Source organism: Micromonospora phaseoli, assembly GCF_900109115.1.
Lineage (GTDB): Bacteria > Actinomycetota > Actinomycetes > Mycobacteriales > Micromonosporaceae > Micromonospora > Micromonospora phaseoli.
Genome location: NZ_FNYV01000001.1, coordinates 754,589 through 770,727, shown reverse-complemented (window position 1 = coordinate 770,727; position 16,139 = coordinate 754,589). Strand labels below are relative to the sequence as shown.

Annotated in this window: 15 protein-coding genes; 8 read left to right on the top strand and 7 right to left on the bottom strand. The window is 72.9% G+C overall.

Translation table 11 applies throughout. The features are described from left to right. Positions 1 to 37: 37 nt before the first annotated feature. Complete coding sequence (locus BMY89_RS03530) at positions 38 to 664, bottom strand: GOLPH3/VPS74 family protein (protein ID WP_092374639.1); 627 nt, start codon at positions 662 to 664, stop codon at positions 38 to 40. Positions 665 to 809: 145 nt separating this feature from the next. On the opposite strand from BMY89_RS03530, the gene BMY89_RS03525 reads away from it, so the two are divergent. The 3 genes from BMY89_RS03525 (at position 810) to hrpB (ending at position 4,551) form a co-directional block, all read left to right on the top strand. Next, positions 810 to 1,652, top strand: a complete 843-nt coding sequence (locus tag BMY89_RS03525) for a helix-turn-helix domain-containing protein (protein WP_092374636.1) — start codon at positions 810 to 812, stop codon at positions 1,650 to 1,652. 43 nt (positions 1,653 to 1,695) lie between these two features. Then, positions 1,696 to 1,896 carry a DUF397 domain-containing protein gene (locus tag BMY89_RS03520; RefSeq protein WP_092374633.1) on the top strand — a complete coding sequence of 67 codons (201 nt, stop codon included), beginning with the start codon at positions 1,696 to 1,698 and terminating at the stop codon, positions 1,894 to 1,896. 132 nt (positions 1,897 to 2,028) lie between these two features. After that, positions 2,029 to 4,551, top strand: a complete 2,523-nt coding sequence (gene hrpB / locus BMY89_RS03515) for an ATP-dependent helicase HrpB (protein WP_092374630.1) — start codon at positions 2,029 to 2,031, stop codon at positions 4,549 to 4,551. 3 nt (positions 4,552 to 4,554) lie between these two features. On the opposite strand, the gene BMY89_RS03510 is transcribed toward hrpB, so the two are convergent. Continuing rightward, entirely contained in the window at positions 4,555 to 5,283 is a 729-nt protein-coding gene (locus tag BMY89_RS03510) for a PP2C family protein-serine/threonine phosphatase (RefSeq protein WP_092374627.1), read from the bottom strand. A 231-nt stretch (positions 5,284 to 5,514) separates the two neighbouring features. Here BMY89_RS03510 and BMY89_RS03505 point away from each other — a divergent pair, with 231 nt between their 5' ends. From BMY89_RS03505 to BMY89_RS03495, 3 genes are all read left to right on the top strand, one after another. Continuing rightward, positions 5,515 to 8,124, top strand: coding sequence for a glycoside hydrolase family 9 protein (locus BMY89_RS03505; protein WP_092374624.1), 2,610 nt, complete (start codon positions 5,515 to 5,517; stop codon positions 8,122 to 8,124). A gap of 193 nt (positions 8,125 to 8,317) precedes the next feature. Beyond that, complete coding sequence (locus tag BMY89_RS03500) at positions 8,318 to 9,382, top strand: serine hydrolase domain-containing protein (RefSeq protein WP_198413951.1); 1,065 nt, start codon at positions 8,318 to 8,320, stop codon at positions 9,380 to 9,382. 25 nt (positions 9,383 to 9,407) lie between these two features. Beyond that, complete coding sequence (locus tag BMY89_RS03495) at positions 9,408 to 9,932, top strand: GNAT family N-acetyltransferase (protein WP_092374621.1); 525 nt, start codon at positions 9,408 to 9,410, stop codon at positions 9,930 to 9,932. 12 nt (positions 9,933 to 9,944) lie between these two features. Here BMY89_RS03495 and BMY89_RS03490 read toward each other — a convergent pair whose 3' ends face one another. The 4 genes from BMY89_RS03490 to BMY89_RS03475 form a co-directional block, all read right to left on the bottom strand. Further along, positions 9,945 to 10,913, bottom strand: coding sequence for a TIGR03885 family FMN-dependent LLM class oxidoreductase (locus tag BMY89_RS03490; protein ID WP_092374618.1), 969 nt, complete (start codon positions 10,911 to 10,913; stop codon positions 9,945 to 9,947). Positions 10,914 to 11,027: 114 nt separating this feature from the next. Continuing rightward, positions 11,028 to 12,440, bottom strand: a complete 1,413-nt coding sequence (locus tag BMY89_RS03485) for an NADP-dependent succinic semialdehyde dehydrogenase (protein ID WP_092374615.1) — start codon at positions 12,438 to 12,440, stop codon at positions 11,028 to 11,030. A gap of 14 nt (positions 12,441 to 12,454) precedes the next feature. Then, positions 12,455 to 12,718, bottom strand: a complete 264-nt coding sequence (locus BMY89_RS03480) for a DUF6343 family protein (protein ID WP_092374612.1) — start codon at positions 12,716 to 12,718, stop codon at positions 12,455 to 12,457. Positions 12,719 to 12,826: 108 nt separating this feature from the next. Next, complete coding sequence (locus tag BMY89_RS03475; protein WP_092374609.1) at positions 12,827 to 13,648, bottom strand: NAD(P)H-binding protein; 822 nt, start codon at positions 13,646 to 13,648, stop codon at positions 12,827 to 12,829. A 107-nt stretch (positions 13,649 to 13,755) separates the two neighbouring features. Here BMY89_RS03475 and BMY89_RS03470 point away from each other — a divergent pair, with 107 nt between their 5' ends. After that, positions 13,756 to 14,358: an antibiotic biosynthesis monooxygenase gene (locus BMY89_RS03470; RefSeq protein ID WP_092374606.1), complete on the top strand. Its 603-nt coding sequence runs from the start codon at positions 13,756 to 13,758 to the stop codon at positions 14,356 to 14,358. Between the two features lie 112 nt (positions 14,359 to 14,470). Next, positions 14,471 to 15,322 (top strand): GDSL-type esterase/lipase family protein, encoded by an 852-nt coding sequence (locus tag BMY89_RS03465; RefSeq protein WP_092374603.1) that lies wholly within the window; start codon positions 14,471 to 14,473, stop codon positions 15,320 to 15,322. Here the strand turns inward: BMY89_RS03465 and BMY89_RS03460 are convergent. Continuing rightward, positions 15,310 to 16,083 carry an EcsC family protein gene (locus tag BMY89_RS03460; protein ID WP_092374600.1) on the bottom strand — a complete coding sequence of 258 codons (774 nt, stop codon included), beginning with the start codon at positions 16,081 to 16,083 and terminating at the stop codon, positions 15,310 to 15,312. The genes BMY89_RS03465 and BMY89_RS03460 overlap by 13 nt on opposite strands. Between the last annotated feature and the right edge of the window lie 56 nt (positions 16,084 to 16,139).

Sequence of the window (16,139 nt, the reverse complement as noted above, 5' to 3'; positions counted from 1 at the left end):
TGCTCCGGTTTTTGGGAGGGGAAGGGGTGTACCGGGGTCAGGGGATGCCACGCAGCACGGCCGCGCCGACGGCGGCTTCGGTGTGCGCGACGAGTTCCTTCAACGGCGCCGGCAGGGCCGGGATGATCAGGTTGAGCCGGTGATGGGCGCGGGGGCCGGCGCTCCAGAGCACCTCGCGGGTCAACCCGGCGGCGGCGACCAGTCCGAGCAGCACCGCGTCGGGCACGCTGGGCGGGTCCGCCCGTTCCAGCAGTGCGCGCAGGCGGGTGGCCGGCCAGGCCGCCACGTTGAGGTCGTTCGGCTGGTAGGTGACGACGGTCCGCAACAGTCGGCGGCTCTCCTGCCGACGTAGCACTCCGGCGCGGGCCAGCCGCTCCGCCACCGAGGTCACCGAGGTCTGGGCGAGGAAACTGAGCCAGGTCCGCACCGCCTGGTGCTGGGCCTCGCCGATCAACTGGTCCAGCACGGTGTGCGCCAGGGCGTCACCGGGCGGGCGACGGTCGATGACGGCGACCTGACCGGAGCTGACCGTGATGTGTCCATAGAGGATCAGCTCACCGAGGAGCCCGGCAGCCAGACCCAGGCCGGCAGCGGCGGGGTGCAGTTTCGCCTTGCCCCGGGTGTCGTTGTGGGCGATCAGGAAGAACTCGTCGGCGATGAGCAAACGTCCCCCCAGGCCGGCCGTCCATTGTGATCGTCAACCAACCGGGAAAGGATGCACCTGACGCAGTTGCAATGCAACTCCCGTTTTCGTCAGTTGCACTCCGTGGTGATGCGACCTGCGCCTTTTCCCGTGACAGACTCGGAGGGTGACCGCGAGCCCCACAGTCCGCCGCCGCCGCATCGCCCGGGAACTGCGTCAGTTGCGCGAACGCGCCGGCATGACCCTGGACGTCGCCGCCCGGCAGTTGGACATGTCCAAGAGCAATCTGTCCCGCATCGAGAACGCCCAGATCGGCATCAAGCCCCGCGACGTGCGGGCCGCGCTGGCGCTCTACCAGGTCACCGGAGCGGACGCCGAGGCGCTCATCGAGATCGCCCGCGGCGCGCAGCAGCGCGGCTGGTGGCAGCACTACAGCGACGTACTGCCGGAGTGGTTCGAGTTCTACGTCGGCCTGGAGGCCGAGGCCGCGACCCTGCGCACCTACGAGGCCGAGGCGGTGCCCGGCCTGCTGCAGACCGAGGCGTACGCCCGGGAGGTCTACCGGCTCACCGCCGGCGAGGAGGACCTCGATCGCAAGGTGGCCGCCCGACTGCGGCGGCAGGAGGTGTTGCACAGCGAAGCCCCGGTCGAACTGTCGGTCGTGCTGAACGAGGCGGCATTGCTACGCCCTGTCAGCAACCGGGCCGTCATGGCAGGCCAGGCGACCCACCTGGAGGACATCGCCCAGCTACCCAACGTCACTATTCAGGTACTTCCATTCGAGGCCGGCGGGCACCCCGCGATGAATTCGCCGTACGTGCTCCTCACGTTCGCCGACACGGCCGACGCGGCCGTGGTCTACCTGGAGAATCTCTCGATGGGCATGGCACTGGAGGAGGTCGCGCAGGTGCGCTCGTATAGCCTTGTGCACGAGAGGCTGCGCCGCCTTGCGCTCGATCCCGCGGCATCCCTGATCCGCTTGAAAGAGGCTTCTCGCTACTTTACGTGACCGCTGCGGCGCGGTCACTGTCGGTATCGACGAAGGGATCGCGATGACCGCGCTCGACCTGTCCGGGGCGAAGTGGCGCACCAGTACGCGCAGTGTGGGCAACGGCAACTGCGTCGAGGTCGCCAACGTCGACGGTCGGGTAGCGGTGCGGGACACCAAGGACCGGCACGGACCCGTCCTGGTCTTCGCTACCTCGGCCTGGAACGCCTTCGTCGGCAGCCTCACCGAGCCCCGCGCGCACTGATCCGTCACCCCGTCGGTCCAGGGCCTGTCGTCGTCGCTGGAGATCCACTAGCGACACTTGTGCCTGGATCGGCGCGGGGGTGCGGGGCACGGCGGGGCGGAGGGGTCGACGGGGGCGGTGCGAGACTGGGGCGTGCTCTCCGACGTGCCTCTCGACCTGCCCGTCCGGCCGGTGCTGCCGGCGATGGTGGCGGCGCTGCGCTCGGCGGGCACCGCGGTCCTGGTCGCCCCACCGGGCACCGGCAAGACCACCCTGGCTCCGCTCGCGGTGGCCGACGCGGTACCGGGCCGGGTGGTCGTCGCCCAGCCCCGCCGGGTGGCCGCGCGCGCCGCCGCCCGACGGATGGCGGCCCTGCTCGGCGAGCAGGTCGGCGATCGGGTCGGCTACGCGGTGCGCGGCGAGCGGCGAGTCGGCCCGCGTACCCGGGTCGAGGTGGTTACCACGGGGCTGCTGGTCCGCCGGCTGCACCACGACCCCGAGCTGCCCGGCGTCGGCGCGATCCTGCTCGACGAGATCCACGAGCGACAGCTCGACGCCGACCTGGCACTCGCCTTCACCGTGGAGTCCCGGATCGCGCTGCGGCCCGACCTGTGGCTGCTGGCCATGTCCGCGACGCCGGAGGCGGACCGCTTCGCCGCCCTGCTCGGCGGTGCGGTGCCCGCACCGGTGGTGCGGGCGTCGGCGGCGCTGCACCCGGTGACCCGGGTCTGGGTGCCACCACCCCGGCCGGTGCCGCCGCCGGGCGCGGGACCGGTGGATCGGGCGCTGCTCGACCACGTCGCCGCGACCGTCCGGCAGGCTCTGGGCGAGCAGGACGGGGACCTGCTCGTCTTCCTGCCGGGGGTGGGCGAGATCGGGGCGGTCGCCGGGCGGCTGGCCGGGCTGCGCGACAGCGTTGACGTGCTGCGGTTGCACGGCCGCCAGACCGCAGCCGAGCAGGACACCGCCCTGCGGGCGGGGCGACGGCGGCGGGTGGTGCTGGCCACGGCGGTGGCGGAGAGCAGCCTGACCGTGCCGGGCGTACGCACGGTGGTGGACGCCGGCCTGTCCCGGGTGGCCCGGCTGGACCTGGCCCGAGGGCTGGGTGCGCTGGTCACCGTGCCGGTCTCCCGGGCGGCGGCCACCCAGCGGGCGGGCCGGGCCGGCCGGGAGGCACCGGGCCACGTGTACCGCTGCTGGACCCAGGCGGCGCACGAGCGGCTGCCGGCACAGCCGGAGCCGGAGATCACCACCGCCGACCTGACCGGTTTCGCCCTGGAGTTGGCTGCCTGGGGTGCTCCCGACGGCCACGGGCTGGCGCTGCCCGACCCGCCTCCGGCAGCGGCCATGGCGGTGGCCACGGAGACGTTGACCGCCCTCGGTGCGCTCGGACTGGACGGCCGGATCACCGGACGGGGTCGGGCGATCGTCGCCGCCGGAGCTCATCCCCGGCTGGCGCGGGCCCTGCTCGACGGGGCCGCCCGGGTGGGTGCGGACCGCGCGGCCGAGGTGGTGGCGATACTCGCCGAGCAGACCGTCGCCGGGTCCGGCGACGACCTCGCCGCCGCCTGGCGCCGGCTGCGCTCCGGCACCGACCCGGGCGCGACGGCACGCTGGCGTACCGAGGTGCGTCGCCTGCGCGCGGCGCTACCGGCCGCCGCCGGAGACCAGCCGGCCCTCGGCGCGGCGGCGCGGTTGCCCGACGACCTCGCCGCCGGGTTACTGGTCGGGCTGGCCTACCCGGAACGGCTGGCCCGGCTGCGACGGCCCGGCGGGTCGGCGTACCTGATGACCGGTGGGACCGCGGCGGAGCTGCCGCCGGGCTCGGCGCTGACCGGAGTCGACTGGTTGGCCGTGGCGGTGGCCGACCGCTCCCCCGGCGCACCGACCGCCCGGGTCCGGCTCGCCGCCGTCCTGGACGAGACGACCGCCCGCGAGGCGGGCGCTTCGCTGCTGCGCACCGAGCGGGAGATCGGCTGGTCGGGTACGGATGTGGTGGCCCGGGAGGTGGTCAGGCTCGGGGCGATCGAGCTGGTCGAGCGCCCGCTGTCCCGACCCGACCGGCACGAGGTGGGTGCGGCCCTGCTGACCGGGCTGCGCAGCGCCGGACTCGACCTGCTGACCTGGACGCCGGGGGCCCGGACGCTGCGCGAGCGGCTGGCGTTCTGCCGGCACGCGCTCGGCGCCGACTGGCCCGACGTGTCCGACGAGGCGCTGCTGGCCGACGCGCAGCAGTGGCTCGGGCCGGAGCTGGCCGGCGCCCGCCGCAGGGCCGACCTGGCCCGCGTCGACGTGGCCGGTGCGCTACGCCGGCTGGTGCCGTGGTCGCTGGCCGGGAGACTGGACGAGCTGGCCCCGGAGCGGATCACCGTGCCCAGCGGCTCGCGGATCCGGGTGGACTACGCCGACCCGGCGGCGCCGGTGCTCGCGGTCCGGCTCCAGGAGACGTTCGGCTGGCCGGACGCGCCCCGCGTGGGCGGCGGCCGGGTGCCGGTGCTGCTGCACCTGCTCTCCCCCGCCGGCCGGCCGGTGGCGGTCACCGCCGACCTGGCGTCATTCTGGCGGTCGGGCTATCGACAGGTCCGGGCCGAGCTGCGCGGCCGCTATCCGCGCCATCCCTGGCCGGAGGACCCGACCACGGCCACGCCGACCCGACGCGCCGGGCAGCGGCGCTGAGCGTCACGGCTCGTCGGCCACGTCCGCGACGACCACGGTGATGTTGTCCGGGCCGCCGGCCCGCAGCGCCAGGTCGATCAGCGCCCGGGTGCACGCCTCCCGGTCCGGGTGGCCGGCCAGCACCTCGGAAAGCGTCTCGGCCCGCACCACGTTGGACAGCCCGTCGCTGCACAGCAGCCAACGGTCGCCGGCCCGGGGCACCATCGTCGCGTACGTCGGAGAGACCTCGTCGCCCTGCAACGCCTGGGTGACCACGGCCCGGCGGGGGTGACTGCCGGCCTGGTCCGGGGTGATCAATCCCTGGTCGACGAGCATCTGCACGAAGGTGTCGTCCCGGGTGATCTGCTTGAGTACACCCTCGCGGAACAGGTAGGCCCGGGAGTCGCCCACGTGGGCCAACGCCAGGCAGCTTCCGGTACGCGCGAACAGCAACGCGGTCAGCGTGGTGCCCATCCCCTGCCGCTGCGGGTCCTCGGCGACCGCCTGGCGGATCCGGTTGGTGGCCAGCTGGATGCCGCTCTGCAACGCGGCGACCAACGCGTCCTCGGGTGTGGCCACGTCCAGCGGCGCCACCGCCTCGATGGCTATCGCGCTCGCCAGGTCGCCCGCGGCCATGCCGCCCATGCCGTCTGCGACCGCGACTAGCCAGCTGCCGGCGTGCAGCGCGTCCTGGTTGCCGCTGCGGATCAGCCCACGGTCGCTCGTCCCGGCGGAACGAAGCTTCAGGGTCATGGCACGCAGCCTGCCAGGAGAAGGGCTCAGTTGTCTCTAGGAGATCAGGACCACCCGGCGTGGCGCGGCAAATCTCACTGCCCGCCGACCCGAAGCCCATCGGGTGGAATCGATTGACACGGCCTGTCCACCCTGGAAACATGCCCGTTACCTGGGAGCGCTCCCAGCTCTCATGCCCCCACCATGCCCCCACCTCGAATGTTCCGTCCCGCTCGTCGGAAGGACTCCCCCGTGACGCCATCCCGACGTCGCCTCGCGGTGCTAGCCGCAGCGACCGCCGTGGCGCTGGTCGGCGTAAGTGCCGGCACCGCTTTCGCCGATCCACCCGCCGACGCACCCGAACAGATCCGCAACGGTGACTTCAGCGAGGGCTCGTCGCCCTGGTTCTCCTACGGCACCAATTCCCTCGGCGTGGTCGACGGCCAGCTCTGCGCCACCGTGGCCGGTGGCCTGGCCAACCCCTGGGACGCCGGCATCGGCCACGACGCGCTTCCGCTGATCGCCGGCGCCGAGTACACCCTCGGCTTCGACGTCACCTCCACCCCCGGTGGTCCGGTAGCCGCCGTGCTGCAACTCGGCAGCGAGCCCTACACCGGCTACTACTCGGTCACCGCCGCCGCGACACCGACCCAGCAGCGCGTCGAGCGCACCTTCGTCGCTCCGACCGACGACAGCCGCGCCCAGCTGATCTTCCAGGTCGGCGGTAGCGCCGAGCCGCGGACCGTCTGCCTGGACAACATCTCGCTGCGTGGCGGCAACCCGCCCGAGCCGTACGTGCCGGACACCGGCCCCCGGGTCCGGGTGAACCAGGTCGGTTACCTGCCCGGCGGACCGAAGAACGCCACGGTGGTCACCGAGGCGACCGAGGCGCTGCCGTGGAAGCTGCACGCCGCCTCGGGTGCCGTGCTGGCCAGCGGCACCACCACTGCCCGCGGGGTCGACCCGGCGTCGGCGCAGAACGTGCACTCGGTGGACTTCTCGTCGTACCGCACCCCGGGTCGAGGGCTGACGCTGGCCGTGGACGGCGAGGTCAGCCACCCGTTCGACATCTCCGGCACGCTCTACGACCAGCTCCGTTCGGACGCGTTGCAGTTCTTCTACATCCAGCGCAGCGGCATCGAGATCGACGGTGACCTGGTTGGTGAGGAGTACGCCCGCCCGGCCGGTCACCTGGGCGTCGCCCCGAACCAGGGCGACACCGACGTGCCGTGTGTCGCCGGGACCTGCGACTACCGCCTCGACGTGCGCGGCGGCTGGTACGACGCCGGTGACCACGGCAAGTACGTGGTCAACGGCGGTATCGCCACCTACCAGCTGCTGAGCACCTTCGAGCGGACCAAGAACGCCGCCACGGCCGGGTTCGGCGCCGACCTCGGCGACGGCACGCTGCGGCTGCCCGAGCGGGACAACGGGGTGCCGGACATCCTCGACGAGGCCCGCTGGGAGCTGGAGTTCCTGCTGCGGATGCAGGTGCCGGCCGGCAAGCCGCTGGCCGGGATGGCCCACCACAAGATCCACGACCGGAACTGGACCGGCCTGCCGATGCAGCCCGAGGACGACCCGGAGCCGCGCGAGCTGCACCCGCCGTCCACCGCAGCCACCCTGAACCTGGCCGCCGTCGCCGCCCAGTGCGCCCGGCTGTTCGCCCCCTACGACAAGGAGTTCGCGCAGCGCTGCGGCAGCGCGGCGAAGACCGCCTACGCGGCGGCCAAGGCCAACCCGGCCCGGTACGCCCCGTCGACCGGCAACGGCGGCGGCCCGTACGACGACACCAACGTCACCGACGAGTTCTACTGGGCGGCCGCCGAGCTGTACCTGACCACCGGCGAGCGCACCTACCTGACCGACCTGACCGCCTCGCCGCACCACACCGGCGACGTCTTCGACGCCCGCGGCTTCGGCTGGCAGAGCGTGGCCGCGCTGGGCCGCCTCGACCTGGCGACCGTGCCCAACGGGCTGCCGGCCGCCGAACTGGCCCGGGTCCGGGCGTCGGTCACCGCCGCCGCCGACGGCTACCTCGCCGAGATCCGCGGGCAGGCGTACGGGCTGCCCATGCCCGGCGACGCGAACAGCTACTTCTGGGGCGGCAACAGCAACGTCATCAACAACGCCGTCGTGCTGGCCACCGCCTTCGACCTGACCGGTGCGGCGAAGTACCGCGACGGCGCGGTGCAGGCCATGGACTACATCCTCGGCCGCAACGCGCTGAACATCTCGTACGTCACCGGGTGGGGCGAGCACGCGGCAGAGAACCAGCACAGCCGGATCTTCGGCTACCAGCTCGACCCGAGCATGCCGAAGCCACCGGCCGGCTCGATCGCCGGCGGACCGAACGCCGCCCTCCAGGACCCGTTCGTCGAGCAGCTGCTCGCCGGCTGCGCGCCGATGTTCTGCTTCGTCGACGACATCGCCTCGTACTCGACCAACGAGGTGGCGATCAACTGGAACTCCGCGCTGGCCTGGATCGCTTCGTTCCTGGCGGACCAGGGCGACTCCGGTGCGGTGCCGGCGCCCACCTGCACGGTGTCGTACACCAACTACGGCTCGTGGCAGGGCGGCACCGGCTTCACCGCCCAGGTGAACATTCGCAACACCGGCACCGCCACGGTCAACGGCTGGACCGCCCGGTTCGCCTTCACCGGTGACGCCAAGGTGCGCGAGGCGTGGATGGCCGACGTGACGCAGTCCGGGGCCACGGTGACCGCGAAGAGCGAGTCGTACAACTCGCGGATCAACCCGGGTGGCTCGGTGATGTTCGGTTTCAACGCCACCACCGCCGGCGGCGCGAACCCCGCACCCCACCTGATCACCGTCAACGGCGCACCCTGCGCCGCGTCCTGATCCCCGGGTGGGGTGCCGTCGGCGACCGGCACCCCACCCGGCCCCCACCCCAATAAGTTGACCAAGAAGTTCTGGTCCGGATTCCTGACGGATCCGGACCAGAACTTCTTGGTCATCGAGGGTGCCGACTGTGCGGGAGGTCACTGCCGGCCGGGACGCCCGGGGGACGGACCCAGCGCATAGGGTCCGGTCCATGGGTGCATCGGTGGACCTGGACAGGGTCCGGTCGGCGGTACGGCGTCAGGCCACCCGGGTCACCGCCGGCATCGCGGACATGGCGACCTATCTGGCAGCGCAGAACGGCGATCCGTCGCACCGCGAGGTCACCGGGCCGCTGCTGGCTGGCTCCGGCGCCAGCGGGGTGATCCGGCACCGGGGCGAGGTGATCGCCACCTGGGGCGATCCGGCCATCCCCGAAATGCTGTTCAGCGGCACCAAGAGCATGGTCGCCACGGTCGCCGGGGTGGCGTACGACGCGGGGCTGCTGGACCCCGACGCGCCGGTGACCGAGTCGGTCGACCATCCGACGCTCGCCGCGCTGCGGCTGCACGGCATCACCTGGCAACACCTGTTGCAGCAGACCAGCGGATGGATCGGCGAGCTGTGGGGCAAGCCGACCGAGGTCGACGCGCAGAGCCGACGCGAGGGCTTCGAACGCGAGGGTGCCCCGGGCGCCGGGTGGGCCTACAACGACGTACGGGTCAATCTGCTCTGCCTGGCACTGACCCTGCTGCTGCGCCGACCGCTGCCGGACGTGCTGCGCGAAGCCGTCCTCGACCCGCTCGGCGGCTCGCCCGACTGGTCCTGGCACGGCTACCGGGACAGCCTGGTCACGGTGGACGGGGTGACCCTGCCGGTGGTCAGCGGCGGAGCGCACTGGGGCGGTGGCATGTGGATCTCGGCGAACGATCTCGCGCTGGTCGGCGAGCTGTACCGGGCGCGGGGAGCCGGGCAGGGCCGGCGGTTGCTCAGCGCGGAGTGGATCGATCGCTGCTGGGCGCCCTGCGACCGCAACGCCGACTACGGCTACCTGTGGTGGCGCAACGACTCCCGCCGGGTCCAGTCGGCGGCCCCGGCGACCGGCCGCTGTGCCCGCGGCAACATGGGCCGCCACCTGCTCTGGGTCGATCCGGCTCGGGACCTCGTGGTCGCCTCCCACTGGGGCGACCACATCGGCGACCTCCTCGCCGAGGTGTCCGCCGCGGTGCCCGCTCGCTCCGGGCGGGACGGCGCGGCCGGCCCTCGCCTGGACGGCTGACCTCCGGCGGTAGCAGCATGGCGGCATGAACGATCTCGTGTTGCGCCCGGGTGGACCGCCGGACGCCCCGGCGGTGCTGCGGCTGCTCGACGACGCCACCGCCTGGCTGGTGGCGCGGGGTCGTACCGGCCAGTGGGGCACCGAACCCGCATCCACGGACCAGCGCCGCGTCGCGCAGGTCGATGCCTGGGTCACCAGCGGCGGCCTGTGGCTGGCGCAGGCGGGTGAACTGCCGGTGGGCGCGCTCGTGGTGGGCGCGGCGACCGGCTACGTGCCGCCCGCCACCGAGCCGGAACTGTACGTGAACCTGCTGGTCACCGATCGCGCGTCCGCCGGGAACGGGATCGGCGGCCGGTTGCTGGCGCACGCCGCCGACCTGGCCCGGAAGCGTGGCCTACGGTTGCTTCGGGTGGACTGCTACGCGGGCGACGACGGCGCGCTGGTGCGCTGGTACGAGCGGCAGGGCTTCACCGCCACCGAGCCGTTCACGGTCGAACGACCCGGCCGCCCGCCCTGGCCGGGTCAGGTGCTCGCCCGTCGCCTGGACTGAGCCACCGGCCGGTCAGCCGGCCGAGCCGCGCAGCTTCGGCAGCACCTGCTCACCGAACGCGTCCAGGAAGGGTCGTTGCTCCTGCCCGACGTGGTGCAGCGCGATCTGGTCGAAGCCGAGTTCCACGTACTCCTCCAGCCAACCCACGTGCCGGCCCAGGTCGGCGGAGATGTTGACCACCTCGGCGAGCCGGGACATCGGCACCTCGGCGGAGACCACGTCGAAGTGCTCGGGCGTCGCCAGGTCCCAGCAGACCGGCGGTGCGAAGACGTTGCTGCGCCACTGGTCGTAGGCGATCGCCTCGGCCTCGGCTTGCGCGGGCGCCCAGCTCAGGTGCACCTGCAGATGCACCGGCCCCCGGCCACCGGCCTCCCGGTACGCGTCGATCATCCGGCGCAGGTGATCGGGTGCCGCGTTGACCGTGATCAGCCCGTCCGCCCACTCGGCGCACCAGCGGGCCGTGGCGACGCTGACCGCCGCACCGACCAGCGCCGGTGGCTGCTCCGGACGGCTCCACAACTTGGCCCGGTCGACCCGGACCAGGCCGTCGTGGCTGACCTCCTCGCCGGCCAGCAGGGCACGGATGATCTCGACACACTCGCGCAGCCGGGCGTTGCGCACGTCCTTGCGCGGCCAGGCGTCGCCGGTGATGTGCTCGTTGGCGGCCTCACCCGAGCCCAGGGCCGCCCAGAACCGGCCCGGGTACATCGCGCCCAGGGTGCCGATGGCCTGCGCGATGATCGCCGGGTGGTAGCGCTGCCCGGGCGCGTTGACCACACCGAACGACAGCCCGGTGGCCTGTAGCGCCGATCCGAGCCAGGACCAGGCGAACCCGGAGTGTCCCTGGCGCTCGCTCCACGGCGCGAAGTGGTCGGAGCACATGGCGGCGTCGAAGCCGACGCTCTCCGCGTGAATCACCGCCTCCAGCAGCTCACGTGGGTGGATCTGCTCGTGGGAAGCGTGGAAACCGATCGCCGTCATGCCGCGGTTCCCTACCCACCTGGACGCCGCCCTATGCACCGGCCGAGCCGTCCCGGCGTAGCGGCGGGGCCGGTCTGTGCAGCGGCGGGCGGCCCGTGCAGCGGCGGGGCCGGGCTACTCGGAATGCGCGCCGGCACCGGCCGTGGCCGCGCCCACCCCCATCCAGACGGTCTTGACGTTGCAGAACTCGTGCATGCCCTGGGCCGACAGCTCCCGCCCGTAGCCGGAGTTCTTCACCCCGCCGAAGGGCAGCTCGGGGTAGGAGGTGGTCATGCCGTTGATGAAGACGGAACCGGCCTCCAGGTCGGTGGCGAAGCGCTCCTGCTCCTGCGGATCCCGGGTCCACGCGTTCGACCCGAGCCCGAAGGCGGTGCCGTTGGCCAGCTCGATCGCATCGTCGTACGACGACACCCGGTACAGGCCGGCGACCGGCCCGAACACCTCCTCGGCCCACATCCGCATCCCCGGGTTCAGGTCCGCCACCACGGTCGGCGGATAGAACCAGCCCGCACCGCCGGGTTTCTCGCCGCCGCAGAGCACGGTGGCCCCCTTGTCGACCGCGTCGCGCACCTGCGCGTCGACCTCGTCGCGGCCCCGCTCGCTGGCCAGCGGACCGACGTCGGTGTCCTCCGCCATCGGGTCACCCACCCGCAGCGCGGACATCCGATGCGCGAACGCCTCGGCGAAGACGTCGTAGACATCGGTGTGCACGATGAAGCGCTTGGCCGCGATGCAGGACTGGCCGTTGTTCTGGCAGCGGGCCGTGGTGGCGACCTCGGCGGCGAGTTCCACGTCGGCCGAGGGCATCACCACGAACGGGTCGCTGCCGCCCAGCTCCAGCACGGTCTTCTTCAGCTCCCGCCCGGCGATCTGGGCGATCGACCGGCCGGCGACCTCGCTGCCGGTCAGCGTCACGGCCCGCACCCGGGCATCACGCAGGATCCGGTCCACCGCGTCGGAGCCGACCAGCAGGGTGGTGAAGGCGCCCTCGGGAAAGCCCGCGCGGCGGATCAAGTCCTCCAGCAGCAGCGCGGTCTGCGGCACGTTGGAGGCGTGCTTGAGCAGGCCGGTGTTGCCGGCCATCAGCGCCGGGGCCGCGAAGCGCATGACCTGCCAGAGCGGGAAGTTCCACGGCATCACCGCCAGCACCGGCCCGATCGGCTGGTAACGGACGAAGGCCCGGGTGGCGGAGACCGCCCGGGCGTCGGCGGGTTCGTCGGCGAGGAACTCGACGGCCCGCTCGGCGTAGAAGCGGCAGGCGGCCGCGCACTTGGTCACCTCGGCCTTCGAGGCGGCGAGCGTCTTGCCCATCTCGGTGGTCATCAGCCGGGCGATCTCGTCCCGCTCCGCCTCCAGCAGGTCGGCCACCGTGTTCAGCCACCACCCCCGCTGTTCGAGCGTGGTGCCGCACAGCTGCCGGTACGCCAGGTCGGTCCGTTCGATCGCGCCGTCGAGCTGCTCGTCGGACATCGCCTCGTACGTCTTGAGCACCTGGCCGGTCACGGGGTTGGTGGTGGCGATGGTCATCAGGGCTACTCCCGTCACTCGAAGAGCGAGTGCCGCGCGCCGGGCTCCTCTGCGCGGCGGGCGGCGCGGCGGCGTTGGATGACGATCAGGTCGACGACGGCAACCACCGCGAAGACGGCACAGACGACACCCAACCAGGCCAGATCGGCACGGAACGCCAGCACCGCAAAAGCGATCATGGTGACGAGCCCGAAGCTGGCCAGCACGAGCCGCAGGTTCAACGCGCTGTACGCGTGACCGACCGTGCCGCGGGCCCGCCGGGGCTGTGATCTCGTCATCACCCCCACCTACCCGGCCCCGCCACAGCTAACCGTCGCCGCCGCACCCGCCTGCGCCCGCAAGCCGGCGACCGGAGGCATTGGGCGACCGAGGCGGCGGTAGCCCGCTCAGCAGCGCCAGGCGCCGCGGGCAGCCGCCTCGGTCGCGTAGGCGCGGAAGCTCTTCGGGTCGTGACCGGTCACCAGGCCGACGGTGTCGGTCGGCTGGCCGTCGCCCAGGTCGCGAAGCGCCGCGAACGCGGCGATCTCACCCTGCACCTGTGCGGCCGGCACGCCGAGCGGAAGCATCGCCGCCCGGTAGTCGTCGGCATCGCCGAGGTGACGCACCGGGCGACCGGCGGCGTCCGCGAGGATCTCCGCGGCCTCCCCGAAGGAGAGCGCGTGCGGCCCGGTGATCTCGTACGTCCGGCCGGCGTGGCCGGCAGCGGTGAGGCAGGCGACGGCGACGTCGGCGATATCGTCGGCGTCGACGAAACACTGTCGGGAATCGCCCACCGGCATGGCGATCTCCCCGGCGAGCACTGCTTCCCGAAAGACCCCCTCGTCGAAGTTCTGGTCGAACCAGTCGGCCCGCAGGATGGACCAGTCAACGCCGCAGGCGCGTACCGCCTCCTCCGCGGCCATCAGCCGGTCGTCGCCCATCGCCTCGATCGCCCGACTGGAGAGCAGGACGATCCGGCGCACCCCGAGTTGGGCCGCCAGCCGGACGAAATCGGAATCCACCGGCAACCCGTGCGGGGCCATCAGGTAGATCGCGGTGGCGTCGGTCACCGCCGGCCGCCAGGTGCGCCGATCGGCCCAGTCGAAACGCGCCGGCCCGGAGCGGGAGGCGGGCCGGACCGGTCGACCGGCCTCGCGCAGCCGGCTGACCACCCGGCGACCGGTCGTGCCGGTGGCGCCGAGCACGAGGATCAGGTCTTGGTTCGTCATCGCCCCAGTCGAGCAGTCAGCTGTGACAGTTTCACCGGTGGTGGGTTGCGTTACACCGGCCGGCCGTGAGCCTGCCTTTCCGCCGACCGGCGGGGAACATGGCAGACATGACCGTCTGTTCTGCCGCGCCGGTGACCGTCGCCGTCGCCCGACGCACCGATCCCGCCCGTACCGACGAGATGGTGGCGTGGATGCGGGCCGGCACCGCGCTGGCCGAGGCGTTTCCGGGTTTCCTCGGGGCGGGCTGGGTACGCAGCGCCCCGGGATCCGGCGAGTGGCACATGCTCTACCGCTTCGCCGACCAGGACATGCTGCGCCGCTGGGAGGAGTCGCCGCAGCGACGTTGGTGGCTGACCTCGGCGCAGGGCATCGTCGAGCACACCCGGGTCGAGCGCCGGACCGGCGTCGAAGGCTGGTTCGACCCGCCCCGCGAGGAGATCGTCGAGCGGCTGGACGCGACGGCGACCGTACCGCCGTCGCCGCCGCGCTGGAAGCAGGCGGTGACGATCTGGCTGGCGTTCTTCCCGCTCAGCCTCACCGCCACCCTGCTGACGGGTCGGCTCCTGCCGGACCTGCCGACCGCGGCGCGGGTGCTGGTCATGACGCTCACCCTCACCCCGCTGATGACATACCTGGTGCTGCCCAGGATCACCCGGGCGCTGCACTGGTGGCTGCACGGGCAGCGGGCACCCTGGCGCATACCACGCTGACCGGCACCACGACAGCCCTCTGCCGCATCCCCGACAACAGCGCGGGACCACCCACCGGCCCACCCGTAGAGTCACCATGCCGTCGCTCTGCGCTGTGAGGCTGGGGAAAGTGATGCCTGGACGCTGGACCACCGCCGTCGTCAGCCTGCTCGCACTCGTCGCGTTGGCCTGCGACGCGGGTGGGGATGCCGCGCCCCGACCGCCGGGGGGAACTCCCCCGCCCGGCTCACCGAAGGTCGTCGCGGCGCTCGGCGACTCGATCACCACCGGGTTCGGGTCCTGCCTGGTCCTGACCTCCTGCGAGCGGAACTCCTGGTCGACCGGGGACGGGCTGCGGGTCGACAGCCACTACCGGCGGCTACTCGACCGCAACCCGGGGCTGCGCGGCAAGGCGCACAACCACGCCCGACCGGGGGCCCGGGCCGCGGCGCTCGCCGGCCAGGCGGAGGCGGCGGTACGCGACCGCGCCGACTACGTGACCGTCCTGATCGGGGCCAACGACGCCTGCCGGGGCAGCATCGACGCGATGACGCCGGTAGCCGAGTTCCGGGCCGAGGTGGACCGGGGGCTACGGGTGCTGCGCGAGGGCCGCCCGAAGGCCCGGGTCCTGGTGGTCAGCCTCCCGAACCTGTACCGGCTGTGGGAGGTCGGCCACGACGATTCGCGGGCCGTCCGAGCCTGGCGACGCGGCGTGTGCCCGGCCCTGCTGGCCGAGGCGACCTCGACCGCACCGGCCGACCGGACCCGCCGGGCGGCCTTCCGGGAACGGGTCGCCGGGTACAACAGTCAACTGGCGGCGGCCTGCCGGGCGTACGGCTCCCGGTGCCGCTACGACGGCGGCGCGACCCACCGGATCCGGTTCGACCTGGACCTGGTCAACCCGCTGGACTACTTCCACCCCAATACGGCCGGCCAGTCCCGCCTGGCGGAGGTGACCTGGCGGTCCTCCGGCTACGCCGACTGACCGCCCGCCTCGTCCGGGCGGCGCGGCTCCGGGACCCGGGGGCCGCCGTGCTGGCGGTAGAGATTCCGGGAGCGCTCGGCCAGGTTCTTGGTGGCCGAGGAGTTCGCCCAGGTGCCGAAGACGATCGCCGCACCGGGCACCACCTTGGCGACGACCCGTTTCGCCGCGCGTACCCCGGCCATCTGTGCGAGGCGCACCCCGAGCCGCAGCATCACCCGACCGAGCGGCGCTGGCTGCCCACCACCGCCGAACAACGCGCCGGCCCGCTCCCGCCCGGCGGCCACCCCCAGCGCCAACCGGGCGCTCTCGGCGACCTTGTGCACCTTCTGCAGTATCAGCAGGTCGGCGGCGCGGTCGGGGTGGGTCGGGTCCACCCCGTGGGCGGCGGCGACGTGCAGCACCATCCGAGCCTGGGTCCAGGCCAGCACGCCCACGTCGATCACCGCGCCGGGAAGTCCGGCGGCGCCGGAGACCGCACCGGAGAGCCGGGCCCGGTTGACGAACCGGCGGACCGCCTGCTCCGCGAGCGTCTCGGCGGTGGCCTCCGGCTGCTCGGCACGGGCCTGCCGGGCCCACTGGGCCGCCTCCGGACCGAGCCGGCGCACCGCCTCGAGCGCGAGGTGCTCGGGAGCGTACTGGGGATCCTGGCGCATCCGGTCCCAGAGGGTGGCCGGCGGCGCCTCGGTTGCCCCGCCGCCTGCCGTGGACCGCGCGGAGGCCGGGGTGACGGGTTGGCCGTCGGTGGGGACCGGATCGCTCATCGCCTCTCCTTTCGGTGGTGCCCATCCATGTGTACCCCGCCGCGGCAACGCCGTAC